Genomic DNA, 25268 nt, shown 5'->3' on the forward strand with positions numbered 1-25268 from the left:
GCACCCGAGGGGTAGCGCCCCTGTCCCTCCGGCTAACTCAGCGCGAGCGCCTCGTCCGGGGCATGTTTCAGCAGAACGTCCAGGAGCGTGACTGCGCCCTTCTTGTCCAGTGGGTTGTTCTTGTTGCCGCACTTGGGGGACTGCACGCAGGACGGGCAGCCGCCCTCGCACTCGCAGGCCCGGATGGCGTCCCGGGTCGCCGCCAGCCAGATCCGGGCGGCGTCGTAACCGCGTTCGGCGAAACCGGCTCCGCCGGGGTGGCCGTCATAGACAAAGATGGTGGGTTTCTCCGTATCGGCGTGCAACGCGGTGGACACCCCGCCAATGTCCCAGCGGTCGCTGGTGGCCACCAGCGGCAGCATCCCGATAGAAGCGTGCTCGGCGGCGTGCAGCGAGCCGGGGAAGTCAGCAGCAGCCAGTCCGGCCTCCAGCAGGAAGCGTTCATCAATGACGAACCACACGGCCTTGGTGAACAATTCCTTGGCTTCCAGCTCCAGCGGCTCCTCGCCCAGGATTTCGTTCGAAATCAGGGCCTTGCGCTGGTAGGAAACCACCTGCGTGGTCACCTTCACCGTCCCGAAGCAGACCTGGATGCCGTTCCACTCCTCGGTGCGCTCCGTCTCCAGCACCTCAACTTGGGTGATGTCCCGGGCCTGGGTGTAGAACTCCGGGTTGGTGCGGGTAACCATGGCGCAGTGGTCGGCCTCGTTGAGCTCGTCCACCAGGAAGGTAGTGCCCTGATGGACGTAGATCGCCCCGGTGTGGGCCTGGTACTGCGCCTGCGGGGAATCCATGGTGCCCAGCAGGGTGCCGGTTTCGGACTCCACAATGTTGATCGGCCCGCCGCCGGCAGCACGCAGGTTCACCATGGATGCCGCGCTCTCCGGATGCGTCCAGAACCAGCCCGAGGGTCGTTTCCGCAGATACCCCTGGCCCACCAGCTGCTCCAGCAGCCCGGCGGCGGTGGGACCGAAGAGCTCCCGTTCGTCCGGGGTCAGCGGCAGCTCCGCAGCCGCCGCGCACAGGTGCGGGCCAAGCACATACGGGTTGGACGGGTCGAAGACAGTGGCTTCCACGGAAATATCGAAAATAGCTTCCGGATGGTGCACCAGATAGGTGTCCAGCGGGTCGTCGCTGGCGACAAAGGCCGCCAGCGCGTCCTGCCCCGAGCGCCCGGCCCGCCCGATCTGCTGGAAGAGGGAGGCCCGGGTTCCCGGCCAGCCCGCCACGAGCACGGCGTCGAGCCCGGAAATGTCGATCCCCAGTTCCAGGGCCGAGGTGCTGGCGATACCCAGCAGCTCCCCGCTGCGCAGCCGCCGCTCCAGCTCGCGCCGTTCCTCCGGCAGGTAGCCGGAGCGGTAAGCCGCGACCCGTCCCGGCAGCGACGGGTGCACCTCGTCCAGCAGCCGCCGGGTGATGGTGGAAATGGTCTCGGCGCCGCGGCGCGATTTGATGAAGGCAATGGTCCGCACCTGCGCGGAAACCAGGTTCGCCAGCAGATCCGCAGTCTCGGCCACCACGGTCCGGCGGGACCGGGCGCCGTTTTCGCCCTTCAGCTCGGTGAGCTGCGGTTCCCACAGAGCCACCGTGGTGGACCCGTGCGGGGAGCGGTCCTCGGTGACCGCCGTGACCGGGGCGCCGATCAGCCGGCTGAAGGACTGCTCAGGGTCCGCGGAAGTGGCGGAAGCACCGATAAAGACCGGGTTGGAACCGTAGTACCGGCAGATCCGCCGCAGCCGGCGCATCAGGTTCGCCACGTTGGAGCCGAACACGCCGCGGTAGCTGTGCGCTTCGTCGATGATGACGTACTTCAGGCGGCGGAAGAACCGCGCCCACCAGGCATGGTTGGGCAGCACCCCGAAGTGCAGCATGTCCGGGTTGGCCAGCACCAGGTTGGCGTGGTCCCGGATCCAGCGCCGCGCACCGGTGTCAGTGTCGCCGTCGTACGTCTCGGCCCGCACGGTCGGCAGCTTCAGCGACTTCACTGCTGCGAGCTGGTCAGCGGCCAGGGCCTTGGTGGGAGCGAGGTAGAGCGCGACGGCGCCGGAAGGCTCCAGTGTGGCGCGGTCATCGAGGGAGGTCCGGTGGATGGCGTCCACTACCGGCAGCTGGTAGGCCAGGGACTTCCCGGAGGCGGTGCCGGTGGCGATGATCGTGTGCCTGCCCCCGTGCGCGGCGTCGGCGGCTTCCATCTGGTGCGCCCACGGTTCCTGGATGCCCAGGTTCCGGTAGGCGGCGACGACGTCGGGATGCGCCCACTCGGGCCACGGTGCGGTGACTGCCCGGCGGGCTGGAATCTGATGCACATGCATCAGCTGTTCCGGCTCTGCGCCGCCGCCCAGCAGCGGAATCAGGGAATCATGTAGGGCCACGAGCCCATTCTCCCACCGGCGAACCGGAGCCGGACCATGTTCACTGCAGGGGGAACCTCCCCCTCAGACTCCGGCCCCTGCACTGGCCCCTGCACCCCCGGGCCGGACCAGCGGATCGGGGACGTCAGAGCCGCGGCTCGAACATTACGACGCTGGCCAGCGACTCCCAGCCGAGGTACCGGTACAGTTCCTGGCCGTCCATGGACGCGACCAGCAGTCCGGAGTCGGCGTCGTCCTCGAGCGCGAGGGCGGTCAGCGCCCGCATCACGTAGCTGCCCAGCCCCATCCGGCGGAACCCGGGCTCGGTGACGATCCGGTCAAAGACGGCGTGGCCGTTCACCACGGCCACTCGTCCCTGCGCAATCGGCGTGCCGCCGGAGAGCACGGTCACCGATCCCACGTTGCCCTCGTGGGTGGTTTCCGTCTCGAAGTCCTCCCAGGGCAGGACCGGCGCCTCGATGTCCTGGTCGGACATATCGGCGATCATCAGCACTTCGTCGGTGGAGCGGACCTGGAGACCGTAAACCGTGGCGGCACCGTAAATCTCGTTGACCCGCGTGGTGACGATGGTGAACAGCCGGGTAGGGCTGTGCCGGGCGGAGGAGGCCAGGGCGGCAAACTCGTCGTGGGAGGGCTCAAGCGCGAAATACTCCCAGTCGTTGGTCCGGTCATGGAGCAATGCGGCCGGGAAACGGCCTTCATGCCGCGTCCGGTAACCACGTGCCTGTGCCCAGCCGGAGACCCAGGTCTCCAGCAGATCATCGTCCAGCGCTCTCATAGATGCACATTAGCGGGCACCTGTAGGGAAAGGTATGCGGGCCCGGGGAAAATGGGCCATCCTCCGGCGGTCTACCCTTGTCTTGTGGCACTGAACCGAATTGCACTGTATTACGCTTTCACCCCTCTCTCCGATCCCGACGCCGTCCGGCTGTGGCAGCGCACGTTGTGCGAAAAGCTGGGCCTGCGCGGGCGCATCCTGATCTCCCGCGACGGCATCAACGGCACCGTGGGCGGAGACCTGGACGCGGTGAAGGCCTATGTGAAGGCGACGCGGGAATACCCCGCCTTCAAGAAGATGGACGTGAAGTATTCCGAGGGTTCCGCCGAGGATTTCCCGCGGTTGAGCGTGAAGGTCCGCGACGAGATCGTGAGCTTCGGCGCACCCGGGGAGCTGAAGGTGGACGAGAACGGCGTGGTGGGCGGAGGCACCCACCTGCGTCCCGAGGAACTCCACGAACTCGTGGAGCAGAAGGAAAAAGCCGGTGAGGAAGTGGTGTTCTTCGACGGCCGCAATGCCTTCGAAGCGCAGATCGGCAAGTTCAAGGGCGCAGTGGTTCCGGACGTGTCCACCACGCACGACTTCATCAGCGAACTCGAGTCCGGCAAGTATGACGACCTCAAGGACAAGCCCGTCGTCACGTACTGCACCGGCGGCATCCGCTGCGAGGTGCTCTCCAGCCTGATGGTGAACCGCGGGTTCAAGGAGGTCTACCAGATGAAGGGCGGCATTGTCCGGTACGGCGAGACTTACGGGGACAAAGGCCTCTGGGAAGGCTCGCTGTACGTTTTCGACAAGCGGATGCACACCGAGTTCACCGACGACGCCGTTACCATCGGCCGCTGCGTGCGCTGTGAGGCGCCCACGAGCAAGTTCGAAAACTGTTCCAATCCGTCCTGCCGCAAACTCACCCTGTACTGCGCGGACTGCGCCTCCGATCCGTCCACCCTGCGCTGCCCGGACGGCTGCGGCGAGTGACCCGCCGCTGACCGGCCGCTGACCGGCGAGTGACCCGCCGCCGCGGCGGCAGGAGCTTCCGCACTACTTAGGCGGAGCCTAATAAACCTGTGTACTTCCGGCACCCCCGCTGTTACTGTCCCGCACACGGGCCGACGGCCCGCGGCAGGCCCGAACGGACCCGGCACTTCGCCGGACGGACCGGGGACGGGCGCGGCTCAAAGCGGGGGAGTGTTGACGTGGCGGACGCAGCAGTAGACGAAGGCAACAGCCAAACCGGAGACGGCCGGACGGCAGTTCCGGAGCCCGCTGACCGGGCAGCAGCACCCCGGGGCGGGCCGGAGCACTGGGACCGGCTGGTGGACGTCCTGGTGGTCGGCACCGGCGCCGCGGCCCTGACCGCGGCGATCACCGCCGCCGACGAGGGCCTGGACGTCCTCATGGTGGAAAGCACCAAGCTCTGGGGCGGCACCACCTCGATTTCCGGCGGCGGGCTGTGGATGCCCAACAACCCGCTGATGAAGCAGGCCGGCGTTCAGGACAGCCAAGAGAACGCGCTGACCTATATGGAAGAGGTGATCGCCGACGTCGGTCCGGCCTCCTCGCGCGAACGCAAGCTCGCGTTCCTGCGCACCGTGCCCGATGTGGTGACCTTCCTGGGCGGCCTGGGCGTGCAGTGGATGCGGTCCAAGGACTACCCGGACTACTATCCGGACCGGCCCGGCGGCATGGTGGGGCGCTCACTGGAAGTGAAGGCCTTCGACACCAAGCTGCTGGGTCCCTGGTTTAAGCAGTCGCGTCCGGCCGCTTCCGGCATCCCGGCCCCGCTGGCCACCGACGATGTATGGGAACTGTCCCGGGCCTGGTCCACGCCCAGCGGCTTTATCCGGGGTGCCCGGTTTGTCTTCCGCACGCTCGGCGGGCTGGCGCGCGGCAAGCGGCTCTACGGGCTGGGCGGGGCGCTGGCCTCGTCGCTGATGTACATCGTCCGTAACCAGCAGACCCCGGTCTGGCTGTCGGCTCCGCTGGTGGACCTAATCCAGGACGACGACGGCACGGTGCTGGGCGCCGTCGTCCGCCGCCACGGCCGGGACGTGCGTATCCGGGCGAGGCGCGGCGTGGTGCTGGGGGCCGGCGGTTTCGCCCGCAACGCGCAGTGGCGGGAAAAGTACCAGGGCCTGGAGAAGGAGTATTCATCGGCACCGGAGGGGGACCTGGGGCAGGCCATCGATATTGTGGCAGCCCGCGGGGGAGCGCTTGCCCTAATGGACGATGCCTGGTGGGGGCCCACCTGCGTGGGGCCGAAAGGCGAGGTCACTTTCACCCTCGCCGAACGCTCCATGCCCTTCTCGCTGGTGGTGGATGCAGCCGGCAGCCGGTTCCTGAACGAGTCCGAATCCTACGTGGACTTCGGACACCACATGCTCGCAAACAACCGCAAGGTCCCCGGGGACCCGGCGTGGCTGGTCTTTGATGCCCGGCACGCCCGCCGCTACCTCTTTAACGCGCTGCTGCAGGGCCGCCGCGAATGGAAGAAGCAGGGCCTGCTGCTCCAGGACGAATCCCTCACGGGCCTGGCGGAGAAAATGGGTGTGCCGCCGGCTGCCCTGCAGGCCAGCGTGGAGCGGTTCAACGGCTTCGCCGAGACCGGCATCGACGAGGATTTCCACCGCGGGGACACCGTGTACGACAACTACTACAGCGATCCGCGGGTCAAGCCCAACCCGAACCTCGGACCGCTGGAGAAGGGGCCGTTCTCCGCCGTGCGCCTGTACCCCGGGGACCTGGGCACCAAGGGCGGTTTGCTGACGGATGCCGATGCCCGGGTGCTGCGGGAGGACGGCAGCGTGATGTCCGGCCTCTACGCGGCCGGCAACACCACGGCGTCGGTCATGGGCCGCACATATCCCGGGGCGGGGGCCACCATTGCCTCGGCCGTCGTCTTTGGCTACCGTGCCGCCCGGCATGCGGCGGCGGCGCCCGCTGCCGGAACGGCATCCGAAGGGCAGGCCGCTGCGCTCCCATCAGCACACTCCACGGGTTCCGGCGGCACCTCCGCGGAGCCGCTGGAACCGGCGGCAGGATAGGGAAAAGCATAGGAAAGGGACCGGCTGCGGCCGGATGCTGCCGGAGTCCGGGCAGGCGCAGCCGGGCCCTGCACGGACTGCGGCCCGCACGGTCATAGACTGGGTTTGTGACTGATTTCTCCTTCGTGCCCTCCGCGCCGCGCAGCCGGGATACCTGGCTGCTCAAGGCGCTCGCCGCCGACCTCGGGGAGGCAGGCTACACCGTGGACGGTGTGGCCGGGTTCCTCGGCGAGGAAGCGTCTGCGGCCCTGCAGCGGGACCAGCTGGTGCCGGCGCTGCTGGCCTGCCGTGCCGAGGCCGATGCGGCAGAACCGCGCCGGGTAGCACTGCCGGTGCTGCTCTGGCTGCTGGGGGAGACCGTGGAGCGGGCACAGCTGGATGCTGCCATGCCGCGCACGGGCACCGAAGGCCTGCTGGAACTCGGGCTCATTGAGCGCGGCCTCATTTTCGGCACCTTCCGTGCGGCGGTGGACCTGCGGCCCTACGGCGCCGACGACGGCGGCACGCCCACCGAGGGGAACCCCGACGCTGATCTATGGGTCGCCAGCGACCTGGGCAGCCACCAGCGCCCCGGCGTGCTGCGCCGCGACCATGTGCTGGGCATCGGCCAGGCCTCCCTGAGCCTTGCGCAGCTCACGGTGCGCAATCCCGTGGGCCGGGCCCTGGACCTCGGCACCGGTTGCGGTATCCAGGCTTTCCACCTGCTCCGCCACGCGGACCACGTCACCGCCACCGATGTGTCCGAACGCGCGCTGGGCTTCGCCCGCTTCAACCTGATGCTCAACGCCGCCCAGCTGGACATCGACCCGGACCAGCCGGAAGACCGGTTCACGCTGCGGCTGGGCAGCCTGCTGGAGCCGGTGGCCGGCGAGAAATTCGACCTGGTGGTGTCCAACCCCCCGTTCGTCATCACGCCGCGCACGGGCGCCGACTCTGAAGATGACCGCTTCACCTACCGCGACGGAGGGCTTGCCGGTGACGGCATCGTGTCCGCGCTGGTTTCCGGTCTGGAGCAGGTGCTGCGTCCGGGCGGCACCGCACAGATGCTGGGCAACTGGGAGATTCCTGCCGGCGAGGAGGAGAACTGGTCTGCGCGCATCGAGCAGTGGCTGCCCGAGGGCACCGATGCCTGGGTGATCCAGCGCGAGACGCTGACCCCGGCCGAGTACGCCGAAATGTGGCTGCGGGATGCTGCCCAGGGCCGGGACCGGGAGGAATACACGGCCGCCTATGCCGGTTACCTGGCAGACTTCGCCTCGCGCGGCGTCGGGTCCGTGGGCTTCGGCTCACTGTGGCTGCGCCGCCGGCGCAAGGCCGGCGCCGAACCGCTGCGCCGGTTCGAGGAGATCACCCATCCCGTGGAGCAGCCCATGGGTCCGCACCTGGACGCCGCGGTGCGGCGTTTCGACTGGGCGGGAGCGCAGGCCGATTTGTCTTCCGCGCATCTGACCGTGGCCGACGACGTGACCGAGGAACGCCACCAGCGTCCCGGCGCCGAACACCCGGGTGTGATCCTGCTCCGCCAGGGCGCCGGGCTGCGCCGGACCAATCTGATGAGCACGGAGCTCACCGGCTTCGTTTCCGCCTGCGACGGCGAGCTGTCCGTCGGGCAGATTACCTCCGCCTTGGCAGCACTGCTGGACCGCTCCGATCCTGAGTTCGGCTCCGACCTGGTCCGGGAAGTGCGTAATCTGGTGGTGGACGGCTTCCTCGTTCCGCTTTACAGATAGGTCCCGGCCGATCCTGTTGCAGGTCAGTGCCGGCGGTGCTTTATGGTTACCCTAGTGCTGGGGCATCGCGCATACTGTCTGTGGATGAACCGGACTGTGATGCCCGGGGCGTGGATGCACCGGACACCCAGGGCGCAAGGCGTCCCCGATAATTTTGAACCCCGTTACGTAGGAGAACAGTGCCAGTTAAGGCAACGGACAAGAAGACCGGCAAGAAGAAGCTTGTAATTGTCGAGTCTCCGGCCAAGGGCAAGACCATCGCCGGGTACCTGGGCGAAGGCTTCGAGGTGACGGCGTCGATGGGGCACATCCGCGATCTTCCGCAGCCCTCCGACCTGCCCGCAGAGCTGAAGAAGACAGCGGTGGGCAAGTTCGCCGTGGACCTCGACAAGGACTTCGAGCCGTACTACGTGGTGTCCCCGGACAAGAGGAAAAAGGTGGCCGAGCTCAAGGCCGCCCTGAAGGACGCCGACGAGCTCTATCTCGCAACTGACGGTGACCGCGAGGGCGAAGCCATTGCCTGGCACCTGCTGCAGGTCCTCAAGCCCAAGGTGCCCGTGCACCGCCTGACTTTCCCGGAAATCACCCGCGAAGCCATCCAGCGCGCGTTGCTGGAAATGCGCGACGTTGACGTGGCCATGGTGGACGCCCAGGAAACCCGCCGCATCCTTGACCGGCTGTACGGCTATGAAATTTCCCCCGTGCTCTGGCGCAAGGTGGCCCGCGGCCTGTCCGCCGGGCGTGTGCAGTCCGTAGCCACCCGCCTGGTGGTCGAACGCGAGCGGGAACGCATGGCGTTCCGCCCGGCGTCGTACTGGGACCTGGTGGGCACCTTCGCCACCGAGGCTGCCGAGAGGTTCAAGGCCCGCCTCGTGGCCGTTGACGGCGCCCGCGTAGCCACCGGCAAGGACTTCACCGACCGCGGGGAGCTGAAATCCAAGACCGCCGTGCACCTGGACGAAGCCTCGGCCGTGTCCCTGGCCGCCGGCCTGGAATCGGCTGCGTTCACGGTCCGCTCCGTGGACACCAAGCCCTACACGCGCCGTCCGGCCGCTCCGTTCACCACCTCCACCCTGCAGCAGGAGGCTGGCCGTAAGCTGCGCTTCTCCTCCCGAGTGACCATGCAGGTGGCCCAGCGGCTGTATGAAAACGGTTACATCACCTATATGCGTACGGACTCCCCGGCGCTGTCGGACCAGGCGATCAACGCCGCCCGCCGGCAGGCCTCGGAACTGTACGGCCCCGAGTACGTGCCCGAGGCCCGGCGCGTGTACAAGGGCAAGTCCAAGAACGCCCAGGAAGCCCACGAAGCCATCCGGCCCGCCGGTGACTCCTTCCGCACCCCCGCCCAGGTGGCGTCCTCGCTGCGCGGCGATGAGTTCCGGCTGTACGAACTGATCTGGAAGCGCACCGTCGCCTCCCAGATGGCCGACGCCAAGGGTTCCACCGCCTCCGTGCGCATCGGCGCAGTTTCCACCGACGGGCGCGACGCCGAGTTCTCGGCCTCCGGTACGGTCATCACCTTCCGCGGTTTCATGGCCGCCTATGAAGAGGGCCGCGACGCCGTGCGCGAGGACGACGACGCCGAGGGCACCGAGGGTGCGCGCCTGCCGGTGCTGAAAGCCGAGGACCGGCTGACCGCTGCGGACATTGCCGCCGGCGGCCACGAAACCTCCCCGCCGCCGCGGTTCACTGAAGCGTCGCTGGTGAAGATGCTCGAAGAGCTCGGCATCGGCCGTCCGTCCACCTACGCCGCCACCATTTCCACCATCATGGACCGCGGCTACGTGAGCAGCCGCGGACAGGCCCTGGTGCCCAGCTGGATTGCGTTCTCCGTGGTCCGCCTGCTGGAAGAGCACTTTACGGACTACGTGGACTACGACTTCACCGCAGAACTCGAAGAAGACCTGGACCGCATTGCCCGCGGCGAAGCCGGACGCGTGGAATGGCTGAACCAGTTCTACTACGGCGACCGGGTTGAAACCGGCCTGCACACCATCGTGAACGACCTCGGCGAAATCGATGCCAAGGCCATCAACTCCATCGAAATTGCCGACGGCATCATGCTGCGCGTGGGCAAGTTCGGTCCCTACCTGGAGCGCCCGCTGCCCGCGGACGCCCCGGAGGGAACCGAGCCGGAGCGGGCGAACGTGCCCGAGGACCTGGCCCCGGACGAACTCACTGCCGAAAAGGCCATCGAACTTATGGAGACGGCGGCTCCCGAGGAACGGGTGCTCGGCACCGACCCGGAGACCGGGCGGACCATCGTGGCCCGCAACGGCCGCTACGGTCCGTACGTGATCGAGCTGATCCCGGAGCCCACCGAAGAGGACCTGGCCAACCAGCCGGTGGAGTACTACAAGAACGGCAAGCCCAAGCCACCGAAGAAGCCCGTGAAGGCGAAGCCGCGCACCGGTTCGCTGTTCAAGTCCATGAGCGTGGAGACGGTCACCCTGGAGGAGGCGCTGAAGCTCATGAAGCTGCCGCGCGTCCTGGGTACCGACGCCGAGGGCAACGAGATCACCGTGCAGAACGGCCGTTTTGGGCCGTACCTGAAGAAGGGCTCCGATTCGCGCTCCATCGGTTCGGAAGAGGAGATCTTCACGATCACCCTGGAGCAGGCACTGGAGATCTACTCCCAGCCCAAGCAGCGCGGCGGCCGGCAGGCAGCGGCTCCGCTGGCCGAGTTCGGTGTTGACCCGGTGTCGGAGAAGCCCATTGTGGTGAAGGACGGCCGGTTCGGCCCCTACATCACCGACGGCATCACCAACATCACGGTGCCCCGGTCCACGGCCATCGAGGAACTGACCCGCGAGCAGGCGATCGAACTGCTCGCAGAGAAGCGGGAGAAGGCCCCGGCCGCCAAGAAGCCGGTGCGCAAGCGGGCGGCCCCGAAGAAGGCCGCGGCGAAGAAGTAGGGGACGGGCAGAGTCCATAATGGAAACATGCGCCTAGGCGTCCTCGACATAGGGTCCAATACCGTCCACCTGCTGCTGGTGGACGCGCGTCCCGGTGCCCGCCCGTCTCCCTTCGCCTCGCACAAGCGTCCCCTGCAGCTGGTGTCCTATTTGGACCCCGACGGCGCGATCAGTGAAGCGGGGCAGGATGAGCTGGTCGGGTTCGTCAGCGAGGCGTGGGACTTTGCCCGCCGGCACGGCGCCCAGGACCTCCTGGCGTTCTCCACGTCGGCCATCCGGGAATCAGCCAACGGCGCCGAGGTCCTGGCCCGGGTGCACCGCGAGACCCCCGTCCGGCTGGAAGAACTGTCCGGCGGCGACGAAGCGGCCATGACGTTCCTGGCTGCCCGCCGCTGGTACGGCTGGGGAGCGGGAACCATCCTGGACCTGGACATTGGCGGCGGCTCCTTTGAGATGGCGATGGGCCATGACGAGCTGCCCGAGATTGCCCGGTCCCTGCCCCTGGGTGCCGGCCGCCTGACCCGGGACTGGCTGCCCGATGACCCGCCCACCCCCAAGAGCATCAAGAAGCTGCGCAAGTACATCCGCGGGCTGGTCGGCGAGACGGCGGAGGAGTTCGCCGCCGTCGGGCGCCCGGACCTGGTGACCGGTACATCCAAGACCTTCCGCTCGCTTGCGCGCATTGCCGGGGCCGCGCCGTCGGCCGCCGGACCTTTTGTGCCCCGCCGGCTCACGCTGGAGGACCTGTCCCTCTGGACCAAGCGGCTGGGAGCGATGAGTTCCCGGGACCGTGAGGAACTGGACGGGGTCTCCGCGCTGCGGGCACCGCAGATGCTTGCCGGGGCACTGGTAGCCCAGGCCGCCATGGAAGCCTTTGACGTGCCCGTCCTGCGGATCTGCCCCTGGGCGCTCCGCGAGGGCCTGATCCTGCGGCGTTTCGATACGCTGCGGTTTGAAACCACCGGGGACCTTCCCCGCGGCCCCGCGGAAGGCGAGGAGTTCCTCGTCCCTGCGGGAGCCGCTCCTTCCACCAACGGAAAGCACAGCTGAAATGACTCCGTCACCTTCCGCCGTCCCCTCGACGGCCGCCGTGCAGCCGCTGACCGCACCGACTGAAATCCCGGTCGCGCTTTCGAGTGCCTCCGTGTATCCGCTCTCGGTGCACGACGCCTTCGCCGTGTCCCATGACCTCGGCTATGACGGCGTCGAAATCATGGTCACCAACAGCTCCATCAGCCAAAACCCGGACACCCTCCGTGACCTGAGCGAGCGGTACCAGCAGCCTATCCTCGCCATCCACGCACCCACCCTGCTCCTGACCCAGCAGGTCTGGGGCAAAGCCTGGACCAAGATTGAGATGTCTGCGGCCATGGCTGCCGAGGTTGGTGCCTCCACCGTGGTGACGCACCCGCCGTTCCGCTGGCAGACCGGTTATGCCGAGAACTTCGCCGAAGGGGTCAAGACCATCGCGGAGCAGTACGGGGTCACCATCGCGGTGGAGAACATGTACCCGTGGCGCGTCCGCGGCCGTGAGGCGAAGGCATACCTGCCGCATTGGAACCCGGTTCCGGAACCCTACGAGCACGTGACGTGGGACTTCTCCCACGCAGCGATTGCGGGCATGGACTCCTTTGAACAGATCCGCAAACTCGGTGACCGGCTCAGCCACGTCCACCTGACCGACGGAACCCCCAACGGCAAGGATGAGCACCTGCTCCCGGGCGAAGGTACGCAGCGCTGCGCCGAAGCCCTCTCCTACCTTGCCGGCGCCGGCTTCAAGGGTGTGGTGGCCATTGAGGTCAGCACCCGGAGAAGCAGGGGAGCAGGGGAGCGCGAAGAGCAGCTGAAACAGACCCTGGACTTCGCCCGCGAGCACCTGCGTCCCAAAGCGCCGGTCGGCGGGCCCAGCAGCAGTCTCGGCGCCTGACCGGCCGCCTGACCGGTCCGTGGAAGGTCCATGACAGAATCGAAGCCATGGACAGCGCATCGAATCCCCGACTGGCATTTTTGGGCTGCGGCTCAATGAACGAAGCGATCCTTGGCGGGATCCTCTCTGGCGGACTGCCCGCTGAGCAGGTCACCGCCACGGTCCGGCGCCCGGAGCGGGCTGAAGAGCTGCGCGCGGCGCACGGCATCACGGTGCTGGCCGGCGGTGAGGACGCCGAGTCGAACCGAAAGGCCGTAGCGGGAGCGGACCTGGTCATTGTGGGCGTCAAACCCGTGGGGGTGGCGGACCTGCTGCGCGAAGTCGCTGACGCGCTGCCCCGGGGCGCCGTCGTGCTCAGCGTCGCCGCGGCCGTACCGCTGGAGCTGATGGAATCACTGCTTCCGGCCGGTCAGCCGGTAGTCCGCGCCATGCCGAACACGCCGTCCCGGCTGGGCCGCGGCGTCGTATCCATTTCTGCCGGCACCTCGGCCGGCTCCGAAGCGATGGAACTGGCCCGCCGGGTCCTCGCGGCCACCGGAACAGTGGTGGAGGTGCCCGAGGAACAGGTCGACGCCGTTTCCGCCGTCAGCGGTTCCGGCCCGGCGTACGCGTTCTACCTGGCCGAGGCGATGGCGCGTGCCGGTGTGGAATTGGGCCTGGACCCGGACCTTTCCGCCCTGCTCGCACGCGAAACGGTCGCCGGTGCCGGCTACATGCTGGCCGAGCCCGACGCCGACGCCACGGCCCTGCGCCGCGGCGTCACCAGCCCCAACGGCACCACGGAGGCAGCCATCAAGACCTTCGACGAGCGCGGCCTTCCGGCCATCATCGAAGCCGGTGCCCGGGCAGCGACGGCCCGCGCCGAAGAAATCACGAAGCAGTTGACGGCTTAGCCCTGGCCCGCTGACTTGCCTCCGGGCGGTCGATTACGCCTTTGCATCCGCCGGGTCCTGCCGCTGCAAGTCCAGCACGGCGCCCCGGGACCCTGCGGTTCGGGGCTCTTCGTTTCCGGTCGAAAGGCCTCACGGTTGGTGCGCTTCGTCCCGAGGCGCCGTGTAGCCCGGTAGCACCCCTGCAGATGAGGCGCGGAGAAGGTCTGCATCGCCGCAGGGCGTGGCGGAGGCGGCTTTAATATTCCAAGCGAGCTCTGCGAGCGAGGAATTTCGTTGCCGCCGGAGCCGGGCCCGCAGGCCCTGCCAGCGCCACCCCGGACGCCAGACCCTACGGCCGTGCCGCGAACCGCTCGAGCAGATCGACGTGCCCGGCCACGATCAGGGTGTCCCGGCTGGAGACTTTGGTGTCCGGCTGGGCGTAGGTGAAGTCCTCGCCCGGCGACTTCACGCCTACCACGGTCACTCCGTACTTCGCCCGTACATTGGCCTCGCCCAGGGTGAAGCCCTGCGTCTCCTTGGGCGGGTACATTTTCACGATGGCGAAGCCGTCGTCGAATTCAATGAAGTCCAGCATCCGGCCGCCCACCAGGTGTGCTGCGCGGCGGCCGGCGTCGGCCTCCGGGTAGATGACGTGGTTGGCGCCGATCCGGGTAAGGATCTTGCCGTGCGCCGGAGTGATGGCTTTAACCCAGAGGTGCTCGATGCCCAGGTCCACGAGGTTCACGGTGATCAGCACGCTGGACTCGATGGAGGTGCCCACGCCCACGACGGCGGCGGAGAAGTCCTCGGCGCCCAGCTGCTTGAGCGCCTCGATGTTGGTGGCGTCGGCCTGCACCACGTGGGTGAGGATGCCGGAGGCTTTCTGCACCAGCGCGGGGTCGCGTTCCACGGCCAGGACTTCGCGTCCCTGCCGGACCAGCTGTTCGGCGGTGGCGGCGCCGAAGCGGCCCAGGCCGATCACCAGTACCGGGGCGTTGTGTGGAGGTCTGTCAGCCAATGATCGGCCTTTCTTCGGGGTAGTGGTACAGGGTGTTGCGCTGGCGCACGGCCAGGGCCGCGGCAAGGGTAATGGTGCCGACGCGTCCGGCGAACATCAGCAGGGAGAGCACGTACTTGCCCGACGGCGGCAGGACCTCGCTGAGGCCCGTGCTGAGGCCCACGGTGGCAAACGCGGAGATCACTTCGAACAGTACCGGCTGCAGGGTTTCGTTGGTGATGACCAGCAGGGCGAGCGTGGCTACGGAGACCAGGGTGGCGCCCAGGATGGTCACCGAAATGGCCACCCGCATGGCGCTTTGCGGGATGGTCCGGCCAAAGGCCCGGACGTCCGAGTCGCCGCGGGCTTCGGCCACGACGGCCAGGAACAGCACGGCAATGGTGGTGACCTTGATGCCGCCGGCGGTGGAAGCCGAGCCGCCGCCGGCGAACATCAACATGTCGGTGACGAGCAGGGTGCTGGAATCCAGGTCCGACATGGAGACGAGGTTGAACCCGCCGGAGCGGGTCATGACCGAGGCGAACAGGGAGTGGATGATCTTGTCCGAGAAGGACAGGTCAGCGATGGTGCGGGTGTTGAACCATTCGAAGGCACCCCACACCACTGCTCCCACCACCAGCAGGATCAGGGACACCAGGACGGTGAGCTTGGTGTGGAGGTTCCATTTGCTGAGGCGGTGGCGGGTCCGCAGCAGGACCATGATCACCGGGAAGCCGAGGGAACCAATGAACACCCCCAGCATCAGCGGAACCAGGATCCACAGGTCCTCCTCATAGGGGACCAGGCCGTCCGAGTGCGGGGTGAAGCCGGCATTGTTGAAGGCGGAGATGGAGTAGAACACCGCGTGCCAGATTGCCTGCCCGAAGGATTCGCCCAGGATCATGAACCGCGGCGCCATGGCCGCAGCCAGGGCCAGTTCAATGACGACGGCGGTGCTGAAGACAATGCGCAGGAGATGGCCTACTTCGCCCAGCCGCCCGGTGTTCATGCTTTCCTGGGCGAGAAGCTTGCCGCGCACGCCCAGGCGCTTGTTCACGGCCAGCGCCAGGAGGGAAGCGAGTGTCAGGATGCCCAGGCCGCCCACCTGGATGGCGATCAGGATCAGCACCTGCCCGAACGTTGACCAGTAGGTGGCCGTGGAGACCACGGTCAGGCCGGTGACGCACACAGCCGATACTGCAGTGAACAGGGCATCGTGCAAGGGGGTGGCCTCGCCGCTGGTGGAGGCCACCGGCAGGCTCAGGAGGGCGGTAAAGAGCAGGATGACCAGGGCGAAGACCGTCAGTGCCAGGCGCGCCGGACGGCCGCTGACCATGTTGTCGACGAATTCGCGGGCTGCGGAAAGGAACGAACGTTCGCTTCGGGGGTTCATTTGCAGGAGTGGCTGCCGAGGAAGTGCCATGGTCTCTTGGTTCCAGTTTCCGTTCTTGTCCGCGGTGATTCAGCACAGCAAACATAATCCAGCAGAGCGCGCTAAAGGGTTTGATCCGGCAGCCGGGCACGGACCCCGATATCAGAGTAACCCCCGGATCACGTACCCTGTCTGCATGATCAGTTCCGGGCTCAGCCTTCCCATTATGCCAACGTGCATTGTGTGGGATGAATCGCTGCTGGCCTACAACTTCGGTGCAGGCCATCCCATGAGCCCGCACCGGTTGGACCTCACTGCACGGCTGGTCCGGGAACTGGGGCTTTTCGACGTGGAGGGCGTCCGTCTGGAACAGCCCTACGTTGCCGACGCCGCGGACCTGCTGACCGTGCACAGCTTTGATTACGTCAGTGCCGTGCAGGCCGCAAGTGCCGATCCGTCGGACTGCAATGCGGCCATGGGCCTTGGCACCGAAGACAACCCGGCCTTTGCAGGCATGCATGAGGCCAGCGCACGGCTGGTGGGCGGTTCGCTGGCGGCCGCGGACGCCGTGCTTTCGGGCAGTGTGCTGCACGCAGTGAACTTTTCCGGGGGAATGCACCATGCCGGCCGTGAGAAGGCGGCGGGGTTCTGCGTGTACAACGACGCCGCGGCCGCCGTCGCGCGCCTCCTCGACCGGGGCATGCAGCGGGTGGTGTACATCGACGTCGACGCCCACCACGGCGACGGAACGCAGAACATTTTCTGGGACGATCCCCGGGTGATGACCATTTCGCTGCACGAAAGCGGTTTGACCCTTTTCCCCGGCACCGGGTTCGCCAACGAGACCGGAGGAAAGGGCGCGGAGGGCACGGCCGTGAACATCGCCCTTCCTGCCGGCACCACGGACGCCGGCTGGCTGCGGGCCTTCCACGCGGTGGTTCCGCAGCTGACCGAGGCGTTTGCCCCGGAAGTGATTGTCAGCCAGCACGGGTGCGACAGCCACAAGGACGATCCGCTGACCAACCTGCGCATCAGCGTTGAGGCGCAGCGGCAGGTTGCGCTGACCATCAGTGACCTGGCCGGCCGGCTGTGCGAAGGCCGCTGGATTGCCACCGGCGGGGGCGGCTACAACGTGGCATCCGTGGTGCCCCGCTCCTGGGCCCTGCTCATTTCCGTGGCTGCCAACGGGCGGGTGCGCCCCTCAACGCCGGTGCCCGCGGCCTGGCGGGACTACGTGCTGGAAAAACACGGAGTGAAATGCACGGACGTCATGGGGGACGGGGCGGACCTGTGGTGGCGTTCCTGGGAAGTGGGATACGACCCAAATGACGGGATCGACCGCACGGTGATGGCCACCCGCAAGGAGCTGTTCCCGCTGCACGGGCTGGATCCCTGGTTCGATTAGCCGAGCCCGAAGATGCCCGGGCACCCGTATGCGGTTAGGGTAAATCCATGGTCTGTGACGATGTATTTGCTGTAATCGCGGAAGGCACCCGCCGCGAAATCCTCGGTGCCCTGCGTACCGGGGACAAGTCCGTAGGGACGCTGGTGGAGGAGCTGGAGGTCAGCCAGCCCACCGTGTCCAAGCACCTGAAGGTGCTCCGCGACGCAGGACTCGTCACCATGCGCGCTGAAGGGCAGCGCCGTTATTACTCGCTGCAGGCCGCCCCCCTGGAGGAACTCGTGCTCTGGCTGCGGGCCTTCGAACTGCCTTCCCTGAGCGGGCATACACCGCGCCTGGCTTCCGTGGGAACCGCGCGCACCACCGCGGCGGCGGCTGCCGCCGGTGCCCTCGTTCCCGGTGCTGCGGAGGCCCGTCCGCTGCCCCTGGACGCCGGTGTCCAGAACCTGGGCCGAACCGTCGGCCGTGCCGCAGAGCGTGCCGCGGACCTGTTCGGACAGCTGCCCAAATTCCGCCGCCGCCGCCCGTAGGGGTGACGTGCGGCCCGTTCGTTACGCGCGCATCGCGTCAGGGCACCCGCCGGACTAGCGTAGTGCTGACGGTGCCCCGACGCATAAGGAGCAGGACATGGAACGAGTACTCACCCGTGTGCGCGACGACGTTTTCCGCCGCAATCCCGGCGAAACAGAGTTCCACCAAGCCGTGGTGGAGGTCTTCGATTCGCTGGCGCCGGTCTTGCGCAAGCACCCGGAGTTCGCCGAAGCGGCTATCCTGCAGCGCATCTGCGAGCCGGAGCGGCAGATCATCTTCCGGGTTCCCTGGGTGGATGACAAAGGTGCGGTCCAGATCAACCGAGGCTTCCGGGTGGAATTCAATTCGGCGCTGGGGCCGTACAAAGGCGGGCTGAGGTTCCACCCGTCCGTCTACCTGGGCATCATCAAATTCCTCGGGTTCGAGCAGATTTTCAAAAACGCGCTTACCGGCATGCCCATCGGCGGCGGCAAGGGCGGCTCCGACTTTGACCCGCGCGGAAAGTCCGACGCCGAGGTAATGCGCTTCTGCCAGTCCTTCATGACCGAGCTGTACCGGCACATCGGGGAGTACACGGATGTTCCGGCAGGGGACATCGGCGTGGGCGGCCGGGAAATCGGCTATCTCTTCGGGCAGTACAAACGCATCACCAACCGCTACGAATCCGGCGTGCTCACCGGTAAGGGCGTGAGCTGGGGCGGGTCCCTGGTCCGCCCCGAAGCCACCGGGTACGGCGTGGTGATGTTCGTGGAGGAAATGCTCAAAACCAAGGGCATGAGCTTGGACGGGCAGCGCGTGATCGTCTCGGGATCCGGCAACGTCGCCATCAACGCCATTGACAAGGCGCAGATGCTGGGCGCCAGCGTGGTGGCCTGCTCCGATTCCTCCGGGTACGTGGTGGACGAGAAGGGCATTGACGTGCCGCTGCTGCGGCAGATCAAGGAAATCGAACGCGGGCGAATCTCCGAGTACGCCCAGCGCCGCGGACACTCGGTGAAGTATGTGGAAGGCGGGTCGATCTGGGACGCGGGCGCCGGCGTCGCCCTGCCCTGCGCCACCCAGAACGAATTGGACGCGGACAACGCGCTGGCCCTGATCCAGTCCGGGGTCCGGGCGGTGGCCGAAGGCGCCAACATGCCCTGCACCCCGGCGGCCATTTCGGCGTTCCAGGGCGCCGGCGTGCTCTTTGGACCCGGCAAGGCAGCCAACGCCGGCGGGGTGGCAACTTCGGCCCTGGAAATGCAGCAGAACGCCAGCCGGGATTCCTGGTCCTTTGAGCACACCGAGCGCCGGCTGTCCGAAATCATGGTGAACATCCATGAGCGCTGCGCGCGCACAGCGGAGGAGTACGGAGCGCCGGGCGACTACGTGGTGGGCGCGAACATCAGCGGGTTCGTCAAGGTGGCCGATGCCATGCTGGCCCAGGGAGTTATCTAGCTGTTCCGTTCCTGCCGGGCATCGTGGAGGGAAAGAACTTCCACTATGGTTACTCCAGCCACTACAGTAGGGACAAACGGGGCCGGACTCACGTCGCCGTGGCGTATTACGCGATGTCTTTCAGCTCAGTATTCTCCAATGCCGGGCTGCGGGAGCGGCAGCTAATGAGCAAAGGGACAGGGATAAATGGCAGACGAGGGAAACTTCTCGGATGTGCGGTTTCTGACGGTGTCGGAAGTCGCCGATGTCATGCGCGTTTCCAAAATGACGGTCTACCGGCTGGTTCACTCAGGTGAGCTGCCGGCGGTCCGCTTTGGCCGGTCCTACCGGGTTCCGGAGTCGGCCGTGCAGAAGGTGCTTCGAGACGCCGTCATTGACCGGCGTTCCGACACCGCGTGAGGAAGCAGCACGGCAGCGGTTCCATGCTGTCAATTACCGCAGCGCCGACGCTGTACCCTGTTAAGGAACGTTTTAATCGTCGCAAGTAACTACCGGCGTGCACTCCCTGCGGCCCTGGGCCGCAGGGGATGGATACCGGTGACTCCTAATTAGTTTGTGAGGACTCTGTGGGTTCAGTAATCAAGAAGCGCCGCAAGCGTATGGCCAAGAAGAAGCACCGCAAGCTGCTTCGCAAGACCCGCCACCAGCGCCGCAATAAGAAGTAACCACTTCTCCGCGACCGCTGTCAGCGTCCCGTGCAGTTTGCCGGTCCGCTGTGGCAGAGCCCGCCAGTCTTCCGGGACGGCGGGCTTCGGCTTTTAAGGCGTGTTTCGGCTCAGCGGCCGCGGACCCGGGTGAAGCCCCGCCAGAGGCCGTAGGCGGCGCCGGCCACGGTTGCGGACTTCAGGCCCAGGGTTGCTGCCCTGCGGCCGGAGCGGAAGTCATAAACGGGCCAGTTGCGTTCGCGGGCGTGACGGCGCAGCCGGGCGTCCGGGTTGATGGCTACCGGATGACCCACCATGCTCAGCAACGGAACGTCGTTATAGGAGTCGCTGTAGGCCCAGCAGTTTTCCAGCTCCAGGCCTTCCTTTTCCGCCAGTGCCAAAACGCCGTCGGCCTTGGCCTGCCCGTGGAGGAACTCGCCCACCAGCCGCCCGGTATAGAGGCCGTCGGTGACCTCGCTGACCGTGCCCAGGGCACCCGTGAGGTTGAGCCGCGACGCGATCACCGAAGCGACCTCCACCGGGGTTCCGGTCACCAGCCATACCGGCCTGCCGGACTTCATGTGCTGCTGGGTCAGGGCGCGGGTGCCGGGCCATATTTTTGAGATGATCATCTCGTCGTAGACCTCTTCACCAAGCGTGCGGACATCTTCCGACGACAGTCCGATGGCGAAGGCCAGTGCCGCGTCCCGGACCGAGTGGACGTCCTTGAGGTTCTCGCCCTGGAGCATGAAACGCAGCTGCTTGCCGGCAAAGCCGGCGGCTTCCCGCAGGGTAAAGACTTTCCGCTGGTGCAACTTGCGGCCCACATGGAACAGGCTGGCTCCGCGCATCAGCGTGTTGTCCACATCGAAGAAGGCCGCCTCGCCCGGCTTGCCCGCTGCAGACGTGGTCCCGCTGGCTCGGACTGCAGTGGATCGGGGCATATTCCGAGTCTACGCAAATCCAGGCCCGGGCGCGGAAATCGCGAGGTTTGGCGCTATTTTGGAACTATGAGCGAATCCGCCGGACCCGAAGTTGTCCTCCTGACCCGACCGGGCTGCCACCTGTGTGAAGAGGCCCGGTTAGTGCTCAAGCGCGTGGGCGGGGAACTGGGCGTGCCATGGCAGGAGCAAAATGCCGAGGAAGCCCCCGAACTCGCGGCCCGTTTCGGCGAGGAGATACCGGTGCTGTTCATCGACGGTGTGCAAAGGGATTTTTGGACCATCGATGAAACGCGCCTGAGACGGCTGCTGGGGGCATGATGATGCCGGAAGAAGCCCGCTCAGCCGAGGAGCAGACCGCTATGGAACGGGAAACCGCAAACAGCGACCAGGCCCCGCCGGCCGCCAGGCCCGGAACCCAGCGGCATATCCCTCCGGCGTCGCTGGCCCGCCTGACCATTTATCTGCGTGCCTTGTCCGTGATGCTCGCTGACGGCATAGAGCGGGTGTCCTCCGAGGAGCTGGCTGAGGCAGCGGGAGTGAACTCCCCGAAGCTGCGCAAGGACCTCTCCTACCTGGGCTCCTATGGGACCCGGGGGGTGGGATACGACGTGCCGTACCTGAGCGGGCAGATCTCTGCGGCCTTGGGACTGACGCTGAACTGGCGGGTGGCGATAGTGGGTGCAGGCAACCTGGGGCGTGCACTGGCCGGCTATCCCGGTTTCGGCAGCCGCGGCTTCGAAGTGGTGGCCCTTTTCGATGCGGACCAGATGGTAATCGGCCAGGAGGTCGGCTGGTTGAAGATCAGCCCCATCCAGTCGCTCGAAACCGTGCTGGTGAAAACGCGGGCGAACATGGCGGTGCTCTCCGTCCCGGCCGACGTCGCCCAGGAACTGTGCGACCGGCTGGTGGCGTCCGGCATCACCAGCATCCTCAGCTTCGCGCCGGTGGTGCTGCAGGCACCGCCGAACGTCCAGATCCGCAAGGTGGACATGGCTACGGAACTGCAGATCCTGGCCTACCATGCCCAGCGGGCCCAGGTATCGGAGATCGCATCCGACGCACGGGCCCGTCTGGCACGCTAAACAGCGTCCGGGCGGGCCGGCTCTGCCCGGCCCGGAGATACGACGTCGGGCTCCGGGTTATCCATTCCGTGACCTGCGGTGTAGTCCTGCTGCGCGTCGACCTGTGCGGCGCTGCGGCGCGGGGAACGGAACCATGGAGCCGCGCCCTTGGTGAAGGTCAAGCCAGCCCCCAGGGCGGCGGCTGCTGCGGCGGCCGTTTGAACGCCTGTGCCCGCCGGGATGGCGTACGCCAGAGCTGCCACTGCCAGTATGGCTGCCGTCACCTGGGCCCAGCGGCGTTTTTCCCAAATGCAGACGGCAAGCAGGAGCGCGACGCCGAAGAACACCAGGGCGTAGGCCACTTCCACGATCGCCACGGCCCTGACGTATTGCGAACCGTTGACGCCGAACCGTTCGAGGATGGACAGCACCCCCGGCAGGGACTCCGGCACGGGAAGGCGGGAAACCGCTGCGAAGGTGTCACCGAGGTTGAGCGCGCCCGCACCGGCAACACAAGTACAGGAAATTGCGATGAAGGGCACCGGGTTGCCCGTGGCAGAGGGGAGCTTTTTTCGCATCCACCGGGCCGCGGCCCGCGTCTGAGCAGCAGCGGTCCGGGCACCGGTCTGGACCTGGTGGGCCCCGGCTTGGATTGCGCGGGACGTGGCGTGTGCGCCGGCTTGGATGCGCAGGGATGCTGCGTGTGCGCCGGCGTGGATGTGGCGCGAGGTGGTTTGGGCGCTGACCTGGACTCGGTGTGCTCCGGCGCGGGCTGTGCGGGTGGTGGCGTGGGCGCCGGCGCGGGCTGTGCGGGTGGTGGCGTGGGCGCCGGCTTGGACGCGCAGGGATGCTGCGTGTGCGCCGGCGTGGATGTGGTGCGAGGTGGTTTGGGCGCTGACCTGGACTCGGTGTGCTCCGGCGCGGGCTGTGCGGGTGGTGGCGTGGGCGCCGGCTTGGATGCGCAGGGATGCTGCGTGTGCGCCGGCGTGGATGTGGCGTGAGGTGGTTTGGGCGCCGGTCTGGACAAGGTGTGCTCCGGCGCGCGCGCCTGCTTGGGTCCGCTCGGCACCTGCGCGCAGCCGAAGCGCCGCTATGTGCAACCCGATGCGGAGCCACGCCTGGAGTCCCCGTGCTCCGGCGAGGAGCCACCGGCCCACCCCCCTGGCCCCGGCGGCCAGCCAAGCAGTAAGTCCCAGGACTCCTTTCCGGAACCACAAGGCCAATACTTCTTCCTCATTCCGTGAGGGGCCTCCGGCTGCGGCAGCGCTGTCCAGAGCGTTGCTGTCCAGGGCTTCGCTGTTATCCATACCCTTCGGCAGATTCTTCGACGGCGGATGCGGCGGGGGAGCCGGGAAGGTGAAATCATTCACCGGTTCTGTCAGTTGCCCCTGATGGTTTTGGCGTCGGCGGTTAGGAAGAAGTGAGGCCATGGTGATCCCCTTCGCGGCGGAAACGGCGTCTCCGGAGGCGACTGCGGGCAGGGCCGCGCTTCCGGGAGAATACCTAACGCTACGCGGGCACTGAAGCCGTGTGACCACCCCTGCGCTGAACCCGCAGCGGGAAGGGAAAAGTCCCGCCGCAAACCGGCGGGACTATCCATATTGCAGTCCGGGGCCTTCCGGGGGCCCTTCCTGTACTCGCCGGGTCAATACGGCGGGTACAGGGGTGTGGTGCGGAAATAAGGGTTGGAGGGGGTGAGATAGAGCATCACAATGCCCGCAATGCCCAGCAGGCTGGAGAGCAGTGAGAGAAGACCCAGCGGTGAGGTGAAGTACGTGGCGGCCATGGTGATGATGCCGATCAGGGCGAAGGCAGCGAACACGGTCCCCAGGATCCGGGCCCAGTTTTTCCCCCTCCGGACAAAGACGGCTATCAGGATGTAGAAGCCGAAACCGATCAGGGCGACCACAATGCCAAAGCTCACCAGGAAGGAATTCACGCTGGTGGGGGTCATGCCCGAGTCTGTGAGTGTCTGCTGCTCTTCGGGCGTGAGCAGCGAGGGCAGGTTGAAGGAAGTAATGATGTTGTTGATCAGGCTCAGGACGCCGGCGGCGAGGATGAGCCAGGATCCGATCACCACTTCCCGCGGAGCCGGTCCCTTGGGAGCACGTTTACCCATACCGCCGCCGGGATAAGCGTACCCGGAGGGCTGTGCCGCCTGATATCCGTACGGCCCGGAGGCGTACTGGCCGTACTGGGGCTCGGGGCGCGTGCCGCCTCCCGGCTGCGGGGATCCGTAAGGGTTCGGAGTGCCGGGGGCACCGGCGGGTGGAGGGTTGTTTTCGCGACCTGGCTCGGGAGCGTTCTCAGGTGTAGTCATGTCCGCCTGCTAACTGGTTGGAGTCTTAGGCGGCTGGGCGGTTTGTTGCTCCGGCAGGGGCGGCCGGGGCGCCCCCCAGCCGAGCCTCCAGCCTATCGCGGCAGCGGCTGCGGGGTGAGGGGTCCCTGAAAGCCCGATGGTCGCCTGGTACTAAACGGCACCGGGTACTAAACGGCACCGGGTACTAAACGGCACCCGGCGCTAAACGGCAGCCCGGCGCTAAACAGCGACCAGACAGCAAAAAGGCAGCCCCGGACCGATGTGGTCCGGGGCTGCCTGGGGGTATTGCCCTGCGCCGTATGGCTAACGCGGTGGTGCCGGGCGGTTACGCTGCGATGAAGGCAGCGTCCACGTTGATGGTGACCTTGTCTCCCACCAGCACGCCGCCGGTTTCCAGGGCGGCGTTCCAGGTCAGGCCGAAGTCCTTGCGGCTGATCACGGTGCTGGCGGAGAAGCCGGAGCGGGTGGCGCCGAAGGGATCCACTGCAACGCCGTTGAATTCGGTGTCCAGGACCACGGTGCGGGTGATGCCCTTGATGGTGAGGTCGCCGGTGACCTTGTAATCGGACCCGGAACCCTCGATGCCGGTGGCGGCGAAGGTCAGTTCCGGGAACTGCTCGGCATCGAAGAAGTCGGCGCTCTTGACGTGGCCGTCGCGGTTGGCGTCATTGGAGTTGAAGGAATCCGCTGCGATGACGGCGGTTACGGCGGTGTCCGCCAGGGTCTCGCCGATGGTCAGGGTAGCGTCCACCTTGTCGAAGTTTCCGCGGACCTTGCTGATGCCCGCGTGGCGGACGGTGAAGCCGACTTCGCTGTGTGAAGCATCAAAGTTCCAGGTTCCGGTGGTGAGGCCGCTGGGGATCATGGGAGAACTCCTTCTGTGACAGTGCCGCGGGAGGGCTCCCGGAGCATCTTCATG

22 protein-coding genes are annotated in these 25268 nt (G+C 66.8%); 14 read left to right on the plus strand and 8 right to left on the minus strand.

All coding sequences use genetic code 11. From position 1 onward, the window contains the following. Nucleotides 1-32: 32 nt before the first annotated feature. Both QNN98_RS03775 and QNN98_RS03780 read right to left on the minus strand, forming a co-directional pair. Nucleotides 33-2372: a DEAD/DEAH box helicase gene (locus QNN98_RS03775; protein ID WP_227925320.1), complete on the minus strand. Its 2340-nt coding sequence runs from the start codon at nucleotides 2370-2372 to the stop codon at nucleotides 33-35. A gap of 124 nt (nucleotides 2373-2496) precedes the next feature. Continuing rightward, nucleotides 2497-3150 carry a GNAT family N-acetyltransferase gene (locus QNN98_RS03780; protein ID WP_283996314.1) on the minus strand — a complete coding sequence of 218 codons (654 nt, stop codon included), beginning with the start codon at nucleotides 3148-3150 and terminating at the stop codon, nucleotides 2497-2499. 84 nt (nucleotides 3151-3234) lie between these two features. Between QNN98_RS03780 and trhO the strand changes: the two genes are divergently transcribed. From trhO to proC, 7 genes are all read left to right on the plus strand, one after another. Beyond that, complete coding sequence (gene trhO, locus QNN98_RS03785) at nucleotides 3235-4128, plus strand: oxygen-dependent tRNA uridine(34) hydroxylase TrhO (protein ID WP_227912619.1); 894 nt, start codon at nucleotides 3235-3237, stop codon at nucleotides 4126-4128. Between the two features lie 218 nt (nucleotides 4129-4346). Next, entirely contained in the window at nucleotides 4347-6194 is a 1848-nt protein-coding gene (locus QNN98_RS03790) for an FAD-binding protein (RefSeq protein ID WP_283996315.1), read from the plus strand. 107 nt (nucleotides 6195-6301) lie between these two features. Further along, nucleotides 6302-7924 carry a DUF7059 domain-containing protein gene (locus tag QNN98_RS03795; RefSeq protein ID WP_283996316.1) on the plus strand — a complete coding sequence of 541 codons (1623 nt, stop codon included), beginning with the start codon at nucleotides 6302-6304 and terminating at the stop codon, nucleotides 7922-7924. A 179-nt stretch (nucleotides 7925-8103) separates the two neighbouring features. Further along, nucleotides 8104-10842: a type I DNA topoisomerase gene (gene topA / locus QNN98_RS03800; protein ID WP_227925308.1), complete on the plus strand. Its 2739-nt coding sequence runs from the start codon at nucleotides 8104-8106 to the stop codon at nucleotides 10840-10842. A 27-nt stretch (nucleotides 10843-10869) separates the two neighbouring features. After that, complete coding sequence (locus QNN98_RS03805) at nucleotides 10870-11892, plus strand: Ppx/GppA family phosphatase (RefSeq protein ID WP_283996317.1); 1023 nt, start codon at nucleotides 10870-10872, stop codon at nucleotides 11890-11892. A gap of 1 nt (nucleotide 11893) precedes the next feature. Then, on the plus strand, nucleotides 11894-12769 hold the full coding sequence (locus QNN98_RS03810) for a sugar phosphate isomerase/epimerase family protein (protein WP_227912624.1): 876 nt from the start codon (nucleotides 11894-11896) through the stop codon (nucleotides 12767-12769). A 47-nt stretch (nucleotides 12770-12816) separates the two neighbouring features. After that, nucleotides 12817-13662: a pyrroline-5-carboxylate reductase gene (proC, locus tag QNN98_RS03815; protein ID WP_283996318.1), complete on the plus strand. Its 846-nt coding sequence runs from the start codon at nucleotides 12817-12819 to the stop codon at nucleotides 13660-13662. A gap of 328 nt (nucleotides 13663-13990) precedes the next feature. On the opposite strand, the gene QNN98_RS03820 is transcribed toward proC, so the two are convergent. Next, nucleotides 13991-14659: a potassium channel family protein gene (locus tag QNN98_RS03820; protein ID WP_227912626.1), complete on the minus strand. Its 669-nt coding sequence runs from the start codon at nucleotides 14657-14659 to the stop codon at nucleotides 13991-13993. Then, nucleotides 14652-16031, minus strand: coding sequence for a TrkH family potassium uptake protein (locus tag QNN98_RS03825; protein WP_227912627.1), 1380 nt, complete (start codon nucleotides 16029-16031; stop codon nucleotides 14652-14654). The genes QNN98_RS03820 and QNN98_RS03825 overlap by 8 nt, the downstream gene beginning before the upstream one ends. A gap of 175 nt (nucleotides 16032-16206) precedes the next feature. Between QNN98_RS03825 and QNN98_RS03830 the strand changes: the two genes are divergently transcribed. From QNN98_RS03830 to QNN98_RS03850, 5 genes are all read left to right on the plus strand, one after another. Beyond that, nucleotides 16207-17415, plus strand: a complete 1209-nt coding sequence (locus tag QNN98_RS03830) for an acetoin utilization protein AcuC (protein ID WP_283996319.1) — start codon at nucleotides 16207-16209, stop codon at nucleotides 17413-17415. Between the two features lie 47 nt (nucleotides 17416-17462). Then, entirely contained in the window at nucleotides 17463-17942 is a 480-nt protein-coding gene (locus QNN98_RS03835) for an ArsR/SmtB family transcription factor (RefSeq protein ID WP_227925296.1), read from the plus strand. Nucleotides 17943-18039: 97 nt separating this feature from the next. Then, nucleotides 18040-19380 carry an NADP-specific glutamate dehydrogenase gene (gene gdhA / locus QNN98_RS03840; RefSeq protein ID WP_283996320.1) on the plus strand — a complete coding sequence of 447 codons (1341 nt, stop codon included), beginning with the start codon at nucleotides 18040-18042 and terminating at the stop codon, nucleotides 19378-19380. Between the two features lie 186 nt (nucleotides 19381-19566). Then, nucleotides 19567-19779 carry a helix-turn-helix domain-containing protein gene (locus QNN98_RS03845; protein WP_227912631.1) on the plus strand — a complete coding sequence of 71 codons (213 nt, stop codon included), beginning with the start codon at nucleotides 19567-19569 and terminating at the stop codon, nucleotides 19777-19779. A gap of 167 nt (nucleotides 19780-19946) precedes the next feature. Beyond that, nucleotides 19947-20045 (plus strand): 30S ribosomal protein bS22, encoded by a 99-nt coding sequence (locus QNN98_RS03850; RefSeq protein WP_003792170.1) that lies wholly within the window; start codon nucleotides 19947-19949, stop codon nucleotides 20043-20045. 110 nt (nucleotides 20046-20155) lie between these two features. Here QNN98_RS03850 and QNN98_RS03855 read toward each other — a convergent pair whose 3' ends face one another. Further along, complete coding sequence (locus tag QNN98_RS03855; protein WP_283996321.1) at nucleotides 20156-20968, minus strand: HAD family hydrolase; 813 nt, start codon at nucleotides 20966-20968, stop codon at nucleotides 20156-20158. Between the two features lie 66 nt (nucleotides 20969-21034). Here QNN98_RS03855 and QNN98_RS03860 point away from each other — a divergent pair, with 66 nt between their 5' ends. Further along, entirely contained in the window at nucleotides 21035-21286 is a 252-nt protein-coding gene (locus tag QNN98_RS03860; RefSeq protein WP_227912633.1) for a glutaredoxin family protein, read from the plus strand. A gap of 41 nt (nucleotides 21287-21327) precedes the next feature. Next, a complete protein-coding gene (locus QNN98_RS03865) occupies nucleotides 21328-22050 on the plus strand; it encodes a redox-sensing transcriptional repressor Rex (RefSeq protein ID WP_227912634.1) in 723 nt (240 codons plus the stop codon). Here QNN98_RS03865 and QNN98_RS03870 read toward each other — a convergent pair. From QNN98_RS03870 to QNN98_RS03880, 3 genes are all read right to left on the minus strand, one after another. Next, on the minus strand, nucleotides 22047-23336 hold the full coding sequence (locus QNN98_RS03870) for a hypothetical protein (protein ID WP_283996322.1): 1290 nt from the start codon (nucleotides 23334-23336) through the stop codon (nucleotides 22047-22049). The two genes, QNN98_RS03865 and QNN98_RS03870, sit on opposite strands and share 4 nt — an antisense overlap. A 338-nt stretch (nucleotides 23337-23674) precedes the next feature. Then, complete coding sequence (locus QNN98_RS03875) at nucleotides 23675-24349, minus strand: hypothetical protein (RefSeq protein WP_283996323.1); 675 nt, start codon at nucleotides 24347-24349, stop codon at nucleotides 23675-23677. 325 nt (nucleotides 24350-24674) lie between these two features. Continuing rightward, nucleotides 24675-25214 (minus strand): YceI family protein, encoded by a 540-nt coding sequence (locus QNN98_RS03880; protein ID WP_227912637.1) that lies wholly within the window; start codon nucleotides 25212-25214, stop codon nucleotides 24675-24677. Between the last annotated feature and the right edge of the window lie 54 nt (nucleotides 25215-25268).

Origin of the sequence: Arthrobacter sp. zg-Y1143 (genome assembly GCF_030125565.1) — a bacterium.
Lineage (GTDB): Bacteria > Actinomycetota > Actinomycetes > Actinomycetales > Micrococcaceae > Arthrobacter_B.